The organism is Stenotrophomonas sp. GD04054 (genome assembly GCF_029836955.1).
Taxonomy (GTDB): domain Bacteria; phylum Pseudomonadota; class Gammaproteobacteria; order Xanthomonadales; family Xanthomonadaceae; genus Stenotrophomonas; species Stenotrophomonas maltophilia_A.
Genome location: NZ_JAOECR010000010.1, coordinates 81,304 through 94,251 on the forward strand (window position 1 = coordinate 81,304; position 12,948 = coordinate 94,251).

Here is a 12,948-nt window from a genome sequence, read left to right on the forward strand (position 1 = left end):
GTCGGGGCGCATTGGCAGCCTGCGCAGGGGCGCCGGGCTGGGAGGACGAGGGGGCCGGATCGGCGGCGCTGCAGGCGGCAGCGGAAAGAGAGACGAGCAGGCACGCCGCGAATGCGCGCAGAGGCCGTAACGGCAGGGTCCAACGTAGCTTGGGGGGATGATGCATGCGCCTCTCCATGGTCAGCGTTGCCGGGCCAGACGGCCGGCAGGAAACCGCGCCACGTCCACCAGGGACGGGAGCGAGGACATGAGCCGGTCGATTCCTTCGACCTCGCATTGAGAACTCACGCCGGACCATCTTGGCACAGATCGGCGGCCGGTCAAAGAGGGCGATGGCAGCTGCCCTTCTTGTGTGATCTGGCTCTCAGATCTTGCCGTCGCGCAGGTAATCGAACAGCTCGGCGTCGCCCTTGAGGCCCAGTTTGAGCATGGCGTCACCCTTCTGCCGGCTGATGGTACTGACGCTCTTGTGCAGCTGCAGCGAGATTTCCTTCACGGTCATGCCGGTGCCCAGCAGCCGCAGCACCTCCACCTCGCGTGGCGACAGTGGCTTGCCGTCGCCCTCGCGCATGCGCCAGCTGCCAGCGGCCTCGACCCGCTCGCGCAGGCTGCGGCTGATGTAGGGCTGGCCCCGGTAGACCGCCTGGATGGCCTGTGGCAGTTCGTCCATCGACGAACTCTTGTCGACCAGGCCGAGCACGCCGCTGTCGAGCACCATGCGCAGGATCGCCAGGTTGTTGGAGACACTGAGCATCAGCACCGGCAGGTCGGGATGACGGCGGCGGATCATGCCGATCATGGCGAAGCCGTCGGCCTGGGGACTGCCCGGCATGGAGTAGTCGGTGACCAGCAGGTCACAGGGTTGGCTGCCGAGCAGGGCCATCAGCGCCTGCGCGCTGTCGGCTTCGCCGACCACGCGGCCCACCCCGCTCGATTCGATGACGGCACGGGTACCGATACGGACCACCGGGTGGTCGTCTGCGATGATGATGCGCAAGCTCATGCTCTAGTATGGCCACCGGGCACGCCGGACCGCGACCATCGCGGTTCCTGGCAGATTCTAGGAGATCAACGCCGATGCGTAGCTGGGCTGTTCGCGGGCTGGTCCTGCTGCTGGCCGTGCTGGTGCTGCCTGCGGCGCTGGCACAGGCGGTGCCTGGGCTGTTGCCGCTCAGCCCGCTGCAGCGCGAGTACCTTGCCGCGCATCCGAGCATCGTTCGTGGGCCAGTATGACAGTGGCTGGCCGCCGTTCGAGTCCCTCCGTGATGGCCAGCAGGTCGGCCTGGGCCCGGATTATCTGTCGCTTCTCGCCCGTCAGCTGGGCGTGAAGGTGGAGGCACGGCGCTATCCCGACTGGACATCCGTGCTGGATGCGGCATGTCGTGGCGAGATCGATGTAGTGATGAATGTCGGTCTCAGTGCCGACCGCACCCGCTGCATGGTCTATACCGCCGCCTATGGCGAGGCAGCGCTGGCCCTGGTGGGACGCCCGGATGACCTGCGTGCCTCCGACATCCCCGACCTGGATGGACTGCGGGTGGTGATCGAGCAGGACTTCCTGACCGGCCCGCAGGTGCGGGCGCGCTTTCCCCGGGCACGACAGCTTGTCGCAAACAGCTCGTTGGCGGCGCTGGAGATGGTCAGAGACGACAAGGCAGACGTTTACATCGGCAATGCCTACGTGGCCACCGAACTGATCGCACGCGAGGACCTGCAGGGGGTCGTGCTGCTGCGTCCCAGCGATCTGCCGCCCGAACGGCTGCACTTCGGTGTTCCCAACAGCAAGCAGCCGTTGGCCGAAGCATTGGACCTGGCACTGGCTGCGACCAGCCAGGCCCAGCGCGATGCGCTGGTGCAGCGCTGGCTGCCACCTCCGCAGTGGTCGGCATCGGCACAGCTGGCGTTGAGCCAGGCCGAGAAACGGGTATTGGAGCAGCCGTTGAAGATCGGCTTCGCGCCGAACGCGGCGCCGCTGTCGTTCGCGGACCAGGATGGCAACCCCAGTGGCCTGGCCAGCGAATACCTGCGGCGCCTGCTGCAGGCTGGCGCCAACCTGCAGGTGGAAAACAGCCACGACTGGTACGAGGTACGCGAGAAGGCGCGCCGCGGCGAGCTGCAGGCGGTGATGGGCATTCCTGCCGATTCTCGCTACCTGGGCCCGGACTGGGTGTTCAGCCAGCCCTTCATCAGCGTGCCGAACGTGATCGTCAGCCGGCGTGACAGCCCGGCGTTGCTGGGCCTGTCCGACCTGCAGGGCAAGCGGGTGCTGCTGTCCGATCCGGAACGTGTGCGTGGCTATGTGCTGCAGCAGGCGCCGCAGGCGCGGATCATCGCGGCACGCAGCGCGGAACAGGCCCTGCAGCGTCTGATCAATGGCGACGCCGATGCCTACGTAGGCAACCTGGCACTGGTTGACCATCTGCTGCGCAACCGCTTCCCGGGGCGCCTGCAGGTGGCGGCACCGGCAGGTTTCAACGATCAGCTGGTGCTGGCGGTTGAGCGCCGCCATGCCGCCCTGGCCACCACCTTCGACCGCCTGCTGCTGCAGATGACGCCGCGCAAGCGCGAGGCCCTGCGCGGGGACTGGCTGGCCGTCGAGTACCGCAACGGCCTGGACTGGAACAGCGCGATGCGCTGGGGCGTGCCGCTGCTGCTGGTGCTGCTCACCGCGCTGCTGGTGCACGCCATCGGGCATTGGCGGCTGCGCCGCGAGGTGGCCGGACGGCGTCACCTGGAACAGCGCCTGGCCGAAGTCACCGACAACCTGCCTGCCGTGGTCTATCAGGCTCGCCGCGCGGCAGACGGAACCCTCAGCTTCCCGTTCATTGCCGGTGACCTGCAGGCGTTGTTCGGGATCAGCCGGCAGCAGGCCGAACAGGACGCAATGTGCCTGCTGGAGCGCATCGAGGAAGACGACCGCGAGCACATCCTGCATGCGGTCGAGCAGGCGGCGCGCCAGTTCGCACCGCTTGTTCTCGAGTTCCGGCTGCGACCTGAGGGCACCGGCGCGCGCTGGGTGCGCAGCCAGGCCCATCCCTATGCGGCGGAAGCGGGCGTGGTCACCTGGAGTGGATACTGGGTGGATGTCAGCGAGGCGCGTGCACAGGCCGAGGCCCTGACTGCGGCCAAGGCTGACGCCGAACAGGCGGCGGAGGCGAAGTCGCGTTTCCTGGCGACCATGAGCCATGAAATCCGAACGCCGATGAGTGGCGTGCTGGGCATGCTGGAAGTGCTGGCACATTCGCCGCTGGATGCCGAGCAGCAGCGCATCCTCGGGGTGATCGAGGATTCGGCGCAGATGCTGCGGCAGATCCTCGACGATATTCTTGACTACTCGCGGCTTGAGGCCGGCGCGCTGCGCCTGGAACCGGTGCCGCAGCCGCTGCGGCCATTGCTGGAAAGCGTGTGCCGGTTGTTGTCGGCGCAGGCCAGTGCACGTGGGCTGGACCTGCACGTGCAGATCGACCCGCAGCTGGCGGCCGCGCACGAAGTGGATGGCGTGCGCCTGCGCCAGATCGTGTTCAACCTGCTCAGCAACGCCATCAAGTTCACCGTGCGCGGCGAAGTGCGGCTGCAGCTGGACGTGCTGGGGCCGACCGCCGAAGACGGCAGCCAGCCGCTGTGCCTGAGCGTCACCGACACCGGCATCGGCATCGCGCCGGAACAGCTGCAGCACCTGTTTGCGCCGTTCACCCAGGCCGGTGCCTACATCCAGCGCGACCATGGGGGTACCGGCCTGGGCCTGAGCATCTGCCAGCGCCTGGTGCAGATGATGGACGGCGAGCTGGAGCTGCACAGCACGCTGGGCGAAGGGACCCGCGCCGAGGTGCGGCTGTCGCTGGTGGAAGCCGGCAGCGGTGATGTGGAAGCGCTGGTCGCCGAGCAGGAACAGGCCTCGCTGCTGCCGCCGGCGCTGCGCCAGGCGCGGGTGCTGGTGATCGAAGACCACCCGACCAACCAGGCGATGATGGCCTGGCGACTGCAGCAGCTGGGGGTGCCGCATGTGATGGTCGGTGACGGCCAGCAGGGCTTGGATCGGCTGTCGTCGGAGAGTTTCGATCTGGTGATCACCGACTGCCGGATGCCGGTGCTCGATGGCTTCGGTTTCACCCGCCTGCTGCGCGAACGCGAGGGCCGCAACGGCCAGCCGCGGCTGACCGTGCTGGCGCTGACCGCCAGCGTGCTGGATGACGATGCACGGCGCTGCCGCGAGGCCGGCATGGACGAAGTGCTGGCCAAGCCGCTGTCACTGGCCACGCTGCGCACCGCACTGCTGCGCTGGTTGCCGCAGGCGCAGGGACAGTCGTTCGAGGAGCCGCAGGCCGGGTCCGCTGCCGACGATGGTGGGACGCTGCCCGATCTGGACAGCCTGCAGCGGCGCTTCGGCTCGCGTGCGGTGGCCGAGCAGCTGCGCGACAGCCTGTTGCAGGCCAGCGAAGGCGATCTTGCCGCCGTGCAGCACGCGCTGCAGGCTGGAGATCGCGAGGCGGCCGCGCTGCACCTGCATCGTCAGGCCGGTGGGTTGGGCGCGGTGGGGGCAACGGGACTGGCCGGGCAGGCCAACGCACTGGTCGAGCGCCTGCAGGATGCGGCGGAAACCGATGTGGCGCCGTTGTTCACAGCAGTGGCGGAATTTGTGGCACGGCTGCAGCGACAGCTGCAGCGCCTGGCTCACTGAGCCGACTGCTGCTGCAGGTAGGCGATCACCAGTGCGCGGCGTTCGGCGCTGGGGAAGGCGTTGTACATGCGCGTGCCGGGTACCACGTGGGTGGGCGACTGCAGGAACGCATCCAGGGTCTGCGCGGTCCAGGTGATATCGGCGCGGCGCATGCCGTCGGAATAGCCATAGTCCGGCAGGCTGCCAGCGCGGCGGCCGATCACGCCGTGCAGATTGGGTCCGAAGCGGTGGATGCCACCAGGTTGCACGGTGTGGCAGCCGGCGCACAGCTCGAACGCGCGCTGCATGGCCTGCTGCTGCGCCTGTTCCGGCGTGGCCGGTGCCGCAGGCGGGCGCTGGCAGGCCGTGGCCGTCAGGGTCAAAGCAATGGTGATGAGCAGGCGGAAAGCACGCATGGGCGGGCAGGATAGCGACGCAGCGGGGCAGGTGGGCTGCGACACGCGGTCGCAGCCCGGAGCAATCACATGCCCGAATAGTTCGGGCCGCCACCGCCCTGCGGGGTCACCCAGACGATGTTCTGGGTCGGGTCCTTGATGTCGCAGGTCTTGCAGTGCACGCAGTTCTGCGCGTTGATCTGCAGGCGCGCGTTATCGGCTTCACCGACGAACTCGTACACACCCGCCGGGCAGTAGCGGGCTTCCGGGCCGGCGTACTCGGCCAGGTTCACCTTCACCGGAATGCTGGGGTCCTTCAGCGTCAGGTGGCTGGGCTGGTTCTCGTCGTGGTTGGTGCTGCTGAGGAACACCGAGCTGAGACGGTCGAAGGTCAGCACGCCATCCGGCTTCGGGTAGGCGATGCGGGTGTGCTTGGCCGCCGGCTCCAGGCAGACGTGATCCGGCTGCGTGCGGTGCAGGGTCCACGGCGGATTGCGCACGCCCAGCTTTGGCAGCAGCCACTGCTCCACGCCGGTCATCAGCGTGGCCACGGTCTGGCCCTTCTTGAACCACTGCTTGAAGTTCTTGGCCTGCTGCAGTTCGGTGAACAGCCAGCTGGCTTCGAACGCCTTCGGGTAGGCGCTCAGTTCATCGTGCTGGCGGTCGGCGGCCAGCGCGTCGAACGCGGCATCGGCGCACAGCATGCCGGTCTTGATCGCGGCATGGCTGCCCTTGATGCGGCTGGCGTTGAGGTAGCCGGCCTCGCAGCCGACCAGCGCGCCACCGGGGAACACGGTCTTGGGCAGCGACAGCAGGCCACCGGCGGTGATCGCACGCGCGCCGTAACCGATGCGGGCGCCACCCTCCAGGTGCTTGCGGATGGACGGATGGGTCTTGAAGCGCTGGAATTCCTCGAACGGGCTCAGCCACGGGTTCCTGTAGTCCAGGCCAACCACATAACCGATGGCGACCTTGCCGCCGTCGGCGTGGTACAGGAACGCACCACCGTAGGTGTCACTGTCCAGCGGCCAGCCGGCGGCGTGCACCACCAGGCCCGGCTCATGCTTGGCCGGGTCGATCTGCCACAGTTCCTTGATGCCGATGCCGTAGGCCTGCGGGTCCTTGCCTTCGTCCAGCTTGTAGCGCGCGATCAGCTGGCGGCCGAGGTGGCCGCGTGCGCCTTCGGCGAAGATCGTGTACTTGGCCTGCAGCGCCATGCCCCGTTCGAAGGTCGGGCCGAGGCTGCCGTCCTTCTCGATGCCCATGTCGCCGGTGGCCACGCCGATCACTTCACCGTTGTCGCCGTACAGCACCTCGGCTGCGGCGAAGCCTGGGAAGATCGCCACTTCCAGCGCTTCGGCCTGCTGCGCCAGCCAGCGGGTCACTTCACCCAGGCTGATGATGTAGTTGCCTTCGTTGTGGAAGCACTCCGGCAGCAGCGCATTGGGCGTGCTGCGTGCGCCGGTTTCGCTGAGGAACAGGAATTCGTCGCGGGTGACCTTCTGCTTCAGCGGTGCGCCGCGCTCGGCCCAGTCCGGGAACAGTTCGGTCAGTGCGCGCGGATCCATCACGGCGCCGGACAGCACGTGCGCGCCCGGTTCGGAGCCCTTCTCCAGCACGCACACCGACAGGTCGCGGCCGGCTTCGATCGCGCGCTGGCGCAGGCGGATCGCGGTGGCCAGGCCGGCGGGGCCGGCGCCGACGATCACCACGTCGAACTCCATTACTTCACGCGGGGGCAGGGCGTTGGCTTCAGCGCTCATCGATTGCATGACTCGTGGGTAGGGCCGGCATCGGGGCCACCGGCGGTGCCTGGGAATCGCGCGTGCAGCCACGAGCGAAACGGTTGTTTGAATGTGTCAGGGTACCGGGCCGCGCGTGATCGAGCTAGATCGACGATGTTCACGTCATGATTGCTGCGGTGCAGCGTAATGCACGTGGCCGGGTAGGTGCCAACCTTGGTTGGCACATTGTTTCACCGCCCGGACCCGCTTCCGTGTGGACCAAGGTCCACACCTGCCAGACGCGATGCTTGCGGATGACCGACAATGGCCGGGTCCTGACTGCGCGTGAGTGCCATGGCTTTGCATCCGTACGATCTGTTCGATGTCCGTTCCCTGCTCAACGAGGAAGAGCGCGCGGTGCAGGAGAGCGTCGCCCGTTTCACCAACGAGCGCGTGCTGCCGATCATCGGCGATGCCTTCGACCAGGCCCGCTTCCCCGATGAACTGGTGCCGGAGATCGCGTCACTGGGCCTGCTCGGTGCGACCCTGCCGACCGAGTACGGCGGTGGTGGCCTCGGCGCGGTCAGCTACGGCCTGATCTGCCAGGAGCTGGAGCGCGGCGATTCGGGCCTGCGCAGCTTCGTCTCGGTGCAGAGCTCGCTGTGCATGTACCCGATCTATGCCTACGGCAGCGAGGAGCAGCGCCAGCAGTGGCTGCCGGCGATGGCGCGCGGTGAGCTGATCGGCTGCTTCGGCCTGACCGAGGCACACGGCGGTTCCGATCCGGCCAGCATGAAGACCCGCGCGGTGCGCGACGGCAGCGACTGGCGCATCAGCGGCAGCAAGATGTGGATCACCAGCGGCCCGGTGGCCGATCTGGCCATCGTCTGGGCGCAGACCGAAGACGGCATCCAGGGCTTCGTGCTGGAAAAGGGCATGGCCGGCTTCACCACGCAGGAGATCAAGCACAAGATGAGCCTGCGCGCATCGCTGACCGGCGCGCTGTTCTTCGACGACGTGCGCGTGCCCGACAGCCACCGCCTGCCGAACGTGAAGGGCCTCAAGGGACCGCTGGGTTGCCTGACCCAGGCCCGCTACGGCATCAGCTGGGGCCCGATCGGAGCGGCCATTGCCTGCCTGGATGAAGCGCTGGGCTATGCCAAGGAACGCGTGCTGTTCGGTCGCCCGCTGGCGGCCACGCAGAGCGCGCAGATCAAGCTGGCCGAAATGGCCCGCCGCATCACCACCGCGCAGCTGCTGGCGCTGCAGCTGGGCCGCCTGAAGGAAGCTGGCCAGCTGCAGCCGCAGCAGGTCAGCCTGGCCAAGTGGAACAACTGCCGCATGGCCATCGACATCGCCCGTGAGTGTCGCGATCTGCTGGGCGGCGCCGGCATCACCACCGAGCATGTAGCGATCCGGCATGCGCTGAACCTGGAATCGGTGATCACCTATGAAGGCACCGAGACCGTGCACCAGCTGGTGATCGGCCGCGAACTGACCGGCATCAACGCGTTCTGAGTGCACCGGTAGTGCCGGCCGCTGGCCGGCATTGCCCAGTAGCGTATTCGCAGGCGAGCGATCGGTGTACCGAACCGCGCACCGTACCGAGATGGGTTCAAGGACAGCCTGTACCGCGCGGCTGTTGGGTCCGCCTTGAAGCGAGCCGAGCACCGCAGGTCCGGCGGGGGCGAAGAGGCGCGGGTGTCTGAGCGCAGCGAGTTCCGCGCCGTCCCCCGGCGGGCCGAGGAGCGCAGGGCACCGGTGCGCAGCACCGGCTCGCGGATGGCGGCGCGTTTCTTTTGGTTACTTTTCTTTCCGCGCGGAAAGAAAAGTAACGCCCATGAACGCATGCGCCCGCCACAGCAACGACCAGGCAGAAGAGAGACGCGTGGCGTTACGCCCCGCCCGCAAACCCGTGCTGCCGCCACGCTTCGTACATCACCACCGCAACGGTGTTGGAAAGATTGAGGCTGCGGTTGTCCGGCCGCATCGGCAGGCGCAGGCGGCGGCCATCGGGCAAGGCATCGAGCACGTCCTGCGGCAGGCCGCGGCTTTCCGGGCCGAACAGGAACGCATCACCATCTTCAAAGGCCACGCTGTCGTAGCGCACGCTGGCCCGGGTACTCAGTGCGAACAAGCGCTTTGGTGCGATCCGCGCCAGCGCGGTGTCCAGGTCGGGGTGGACCTGCAGGCGCGAGTATTCGTGGTAGTCCAGGCCGGCGCGCTTGAGCTGCTTGTCTTCCAGTGCGAAGCCGAGCGGCTCGACCAGGTGCAGTTGCGCGCCGGTGTTGGCGCAGAGTCGGATCACGTTGCCCGTGTTGGGCGGGATTTCCGGTTGGAACAGGATCACATGGAACTGGGGCGCGGCATTCATCGGCGCAGTGTACCTGCGACGACCGCCGCCTTTACGGCGCACGCCCTGCGCTGGGCAGGGCGGCACCGGTTACGGGCGCAGCAGGACCTGGGCGGTTTCGGTGGCCAGGGCCTGCAGGTCGGCGGCGCTCGGGCGCACCTGCAGGGCCGGCAGGTTGACGATGACCGAGTTGGCGACGTTGGTGGCGGCAGCAGCCAGGGTGGCGGCGTAGCGCTGGGCTTCCATTTCGGCGGCCAGGGCGACGCGCTGTTCCAGGCTCGGGCGCACTTCCACCGAGGCCAGGGTGGTGATCGGCATCGCGGCAGCAACCGGGGCGGCAACGTAGCCATTGCGCTCGGCCAGCTGGTCTGCGCTCGGGCGCACTTCCACGGTGGCCAGGGTCGGGATGCCGCTGGCCTGTTCCCAGGCCTGCTGGGCCAGCTGGTCGGCGGCCGGGCGGACCTGCACGGTGGCCAGGGTCTGGATGGATTCGGAGGCCTGCACCGACGAAACAACCGCGGTGCCGGCGATCAGGGCGATGGCGATGGCAATGGTCTTGGCGTTCATGACGGGGCCTGTTTAGTGTTGGTGATCAGTGGTGTGGTAGTAATGTAGTACACCGATTCTGGGCTTGCAAGGAAAATTTTCGGTTTCCTGCATTTGTTCAGTCTTCAGTCAGCTTTAATCTGAAGCCCTTCCTGGCGCAGGAAGTACCAAGCAATCCCCGTGCCAACTTTTAGTTGTTGATTTGCAAGAGTTTTTTTTTGGTCGAGAAGTGTCCGGTAGGCGGACACCTGTCCATTCGATGTGCTGCGGACACTGTCCGGACGGTCCTGGCGGGCGCTTGTGACCGGTCAGGCAGCGCAGATCGGCGCTGCGGATGGGGCACAGGGGCAAACACCCCCAGTGACTGCTGGCCGATTCCTGCCGCTGCGTGCGCAGGCTAGGATCGGGGTTCACCTATGTGACCAAGGATCCGGATATGTCTCTCGCCCTTCGCCCGCGCGCTGCACTGCTGGCCGTCGCCCTCAGCACCGCCCTGGGCACGCTTGTGCCTTCCCATGCGCTGGCGGCCAAGCCGGCCGCACCGGCCAAGGTCGATATCCCGTATGAGCAGTTCACCCTGCCCAACGGCCTGCGCGTGATCGTGCATACCGATCGCAAGGCGCCGATCGTCGCCGTCAACGTCTGGTACCACGTGGGCAGCAAGGACGAACCGGCCGGCCGTACCGGCTTCGCGCACCTGTTCGAACACCTGATGTTCCAGGGCAGCGAAAACCACGACGGCGAATTCTTCGAACCGTTCAAGCAGGTCGGTGCCACCAACCAGAACGGCACCACCAATACCGACCGCACCAACTACTTCGAGAACGTGCCCACCACCGCGCTGGACATGGCGCTGTGGATGGAGTCGGACCGCATGGGCCATCTGGTCGGTGCGATCGACCAGGCGGCGCTGGACGAGCAGCGTGGCGTGGTGCAGAACGAGAAGCGCCAGGGCGAGAACCAGCCCTACGGTCAGGCCTGGGACCAGCTCAACAAGGCGCTGTACCCGGTAGGCCACCCGTATCACCACGGCGTGATCGGTTCGATGAACGATCTGAACGCGGCGTCGCTGGATGACGTGAAGACCTGGTTCCGCACCTGGTACGGCCCGAACAATGCGGTGCTGGTGCTGGCCGGCGACATCGACCTGGCCACTGCCAAGGAAAAGGTCGGCAAGTACTTCGGCAGCATCCCGGCCGGCCCGACCATGGCGCAGCCGGCAGTGAACGTGGCCAAGCGCAGCGCCGACACGCGCGAGACGATGACCGACAAGGTGCCGCAGGCGCGCATCTACCGCGCCTGGAACGTGCCGCAGGTCGGCACCACCGATGTCGATCAGCTGCAGCTGTTCGCGCAGGTCCTGGGCGGTGCCAAGTCCTCGCGCCTGAGCCAGCGCCTGCAGCACCAGGACAAACTGGTGGACAGCATCGCCTCGGGCCTTTCGACCTCGCAGCTGGGTTCGAACTTCGTGATCATGGCGACGGTCAAGCAGGGCCAGGATCCGGCCAAGGTCGAGAAGATCATCGACGAGGAACTGGACCGCCTGATCAAGCAGGGCCCCACCGCGGCCGAGCTGGAGCGCGCCAAGACCGGTGCCCGCGCCGGCTTCATCCGCGGCATCGAGCGCATCGGCGGCTTCGGCGGCAAGGCCGACGCACTGGCCGAGTGCGCGGTGTTCACCGGCGACCCGGGCTGCTTCCGCACCTCGCTGGCCAACATCGAGAAGGCCAGTGCCGCTGATCTGAGCCGGCTGGGCGCGCAGTGGCTGGACAAGGGCAGCCACACCCTGGTGATCGCACCGGGTGAGCGTGTGGCGCTGAAGGAAGACCCGAGCCAGGCGCCGAAGCCGTTCAACGTTCCCGCGGTGGACCCCAAGTACAGCACCCTGCCGGAGCAGGTCGACCGCAAGGCCGGCGTGCCGCAGACCCGCGAGTTCCCCCAGTTGAAGTTCCCGGCGCTGCAGCGCGCCACGCTGAAGAACGGCACCCAGGTGATCCTGGCCGAACGCCATGAGATTCCGGTGGTGCAGTTCAGCTACCAGTTCCCGGGCGGCTTCAGCGCCGACCAGGGCCGCAAGCCGGGCACCGCCAACTTCACCATGAGCCTGATGACCGAAGGCGCCGGCAAGCTCGGCTCGCTGGCCTTCGCCGATGCTGCCGATGCGCTGGGCGCCAGCCTGGATGCCTCGGCCGGCCTGGACTCGATGAGCGTGGACCTGTCGGCACTGAAGGAAAACCTGGCACCGTCGCTGGCGCTGTACCGCGACCTGCTGCGCGAGCCGCGCTTCGAGCAGGGTGAGATCGACCGGGTCAAGGCGACCTGGATCGCCGGCATCCAGCAGGAGAAGGTCAACCCGGGTGCGGTGGCGATGCGCGTGCTGCCGCCACTGCTGTACGGCAAGGGCCACCCGTATGCCATTCCGTTCACCGGCAGTGGCGATGAGGCGGCGATCAGCGGCCTGACCCGCGAAGATCTGGTTGATTTCCACCACGACTGGCTGCGCCCGCAGAACGGCACCCTGATCGTGGTCGGTGATACCACGCTGGCGGAAATCGTGCCGCTGCTGGACAAGCAGCTGGGCGACTGGAAGGCTGCCGGCGATGCGCCGCAGGTGAAGGCGGCGACCGACGTCGCATTGCCGAAGGGCCCGCGTGTGTTCCTGATCGACCAGCCGGGCGCGGTGCAGGCCAACCTGTTCGCCGGCCAGGTGGTCGCGCCGTCCAGCGCCACCAGCTCGACCCGCTTCGATATTGCCAACGGCGTGATCGGTGGCGACTTCACCTCGCGCCTGAACATGAACCTGCGTGAGGACAAGCACTGGTCGTACGGTGCGCGCAGCAGCGCGATCAATTCGGTGGGCCAGCGCCCGTGGATGGCCAGCGCGCCGGTGCAGATCGACAAGACCGGCCCGGCGATGGCGGAAATGCGCAAGGAAATCGCCGCGTTCGCCGACGGCAGCAAGCCGGCCACCGCCGCCGAGGTCAACCGCATCCGCAACATCCAGACCCTGAGCCTGCCCGGTGCCTATGAGACCGCCAGCGCGGTGGCGTCGACCATCGGTTCGATCGTGCAGTTCAAGCGCCCGGATGACTACGTGCTGCGCCGCAAGGCCGAGATCGAGGCGATGACCCCGGCACAGGTGCAGCAGGCCGCCGCCGAGATCAAGCCGCAGGCGCTGACCTGGGTGGTGGTGGGTGACCTCAAGCAGACCGAAGCGGCCGTGCGCGCGCTGAACCTGGGCGAGGTGACGGTGATCGATGCCGAAGGCAATCC

Annotated in this window: 7 protein-coding genes and 1 pseudogene; 3 read left to right on the forward strand and 5 right to left on the reverse strand. The window is 67.3% G+C overall.

Annotated features, from left to right (window positions below):
- Positions 1-364 precede the first annotated feature (364 nt).
- A complete protein-coding gene (locus tag N7573_RS07470; protein WP_032130138.1) occupies positions 365-1,003 on the reverse strand; it encodes a response regulator transcription factor in 639 nt (212 codons plus the stop codon).
- 74 nt (positions 1,004-1,077) lie between these two features.
- Between N7573_RS07470 and N7573_RS07480 the strand changes: the two are divergent.
- Positions 1,078-4,678, forward strand: a pseudogene (locus tag N7573_RS07480) (transporter substrate-binding domain-containing protein).
- On the opposite strand, the gene N7573_RS07485 reads toward N7573_RS07480, so the two are convergent.
- Both N7573_RS07485 and N7573_RS07490 read right to left on the reverse strand, forming a co-directional pair.
- A complete protein-coding gene (locus tag N7573_RS07485) occupies positions 4,672-5,073 on the reverse strand; it encodes a c-type cytochrome (RefSeq protein WP_049398615.1) in 402 nt (133 codons plus the stop codon). The pseudogene N7573_RS07480 and the gene N7573_RS07485 overlap by 7 nt on opposite strands.
- A 65-nt stretch (positions 5,074-5,138) precedes the next feature.
- Positions 5,139-6,815: an electron transfer flavoprotein-ubiquinone oxidoreductase gene (locus tag N7573_RS07490; RefSeq protein WP_279912374.1), complete on the reverse strand. Its 1,677-nt coding sequence runs from the start codon at positions 6,813-6,815 to the stop codon at positions 5,139-5,141.
- Positions 6,816-7,130: 315 nt separating this feature from the next.
- Between N7573_RS07490 and N7573_RS07495 the strand changes: the two genes are divergently transcribed.
- The gene (locus tag N7573_RS07495; protein WP_024956299.1) at positions 7,131-8,294 is read left to right on the forward strand and encodes an acyl-CoA dehydrogenase family protein; all 1,164 of its coding nucleotides are present in this window, start codon (positions 7,131-7,133) and stop codon (positions 8,292-8,294) included.
- A gap of 376 nt (positions 8,295-8,670) precedes the next feature.
- Here N7573_RS07495 and N7573_RS07500 read toward each other — a convergent pair whose 3' ends face one another.
- Both N7573_RS07500 and N7573_RS07505 read right to left on the reverse strand, forming a co-directional pair.
- Positions 8,671-9,150, reverse strand: a complete 480-nt coding sequence (locus N7573_RS07500) for a tRNA (cytidine(34)-2'-O)-methyltransferase (RefSeq protein ID WP_005407625.1) — start codon at positions 9,148-9,150, stop codon at positions 8,671-8,673.
- Between the two features lie 69 nt (positions 9,151-9,219).
- Positions 9,220-9,696, reverse strand: coding sequence for a hypothetical protein (locus N7573_RS07505; protein WP_032130143.1), 477 nt, complete (start codon positions 9,694-9,696; stop codon positions 9,220-9,222).
- A 415-nt stretch (positions 9,697-10,111) separates the two neighbouring features.
- On the opposite strand from N7573_RS07505, the gene N7573_RS07510 reads away from it, so the two are divergent.
- A partial coding sequence (locus N7573_RS07510; protein WP_279943114.1) for a pitrilysin family protein occupies positions 10,112-12,948 on the forward strand: 2,837 nt, incomplete at its 3' end.

Excerpts from the sequence above, each read along its gene's own strand:
- N7573_RS07470 (WP_032130138.1), bottom strand. The coding sequence starts at position 1,003 with ATGAGCTTGCGCATCATCATCGCAGACGACCACCCGGTGGTCCGTATC.
- N7573_RS07505 (WP_032130143.1), bottom strand. The coding sequence starts at position 9,696 with ATGAACGCCAAGACCATTGCCATCGCCATCGCCCTGATCGCCGGCACC.
- N7573_RS07485 (WP_049398615.1), bottom strand. The coding sequence starts at position 5,073 with ATGCGTGCTTTCCGCCTGCTCATCACCATTGCTTTGACCCTGACGGCC.
- N7573_RS07490 (WP_279912374.1), bottom strand. The coding sequence starts at position 6,815 with ATGAGCGCTGAAGCCAACGCCCTGCCCCCGCGTGAAGTAATGGAGTTC.
- N7573_RS07495 (WP_024956299.1), top strand. The coding sequence starts at position 7,131 with ATGGCTTTGCATCCGTACGATCTGTTCGATGTCCGTTCCCTGCTCAAC.
- N7573_RS07500 (WP_005407625.1), bottom strand. The coding sequence starts at position 9,150 with ATGAATGCCGCGCCCCAGTTCCATGTGATCCTGTTCCAACCGGAAATC.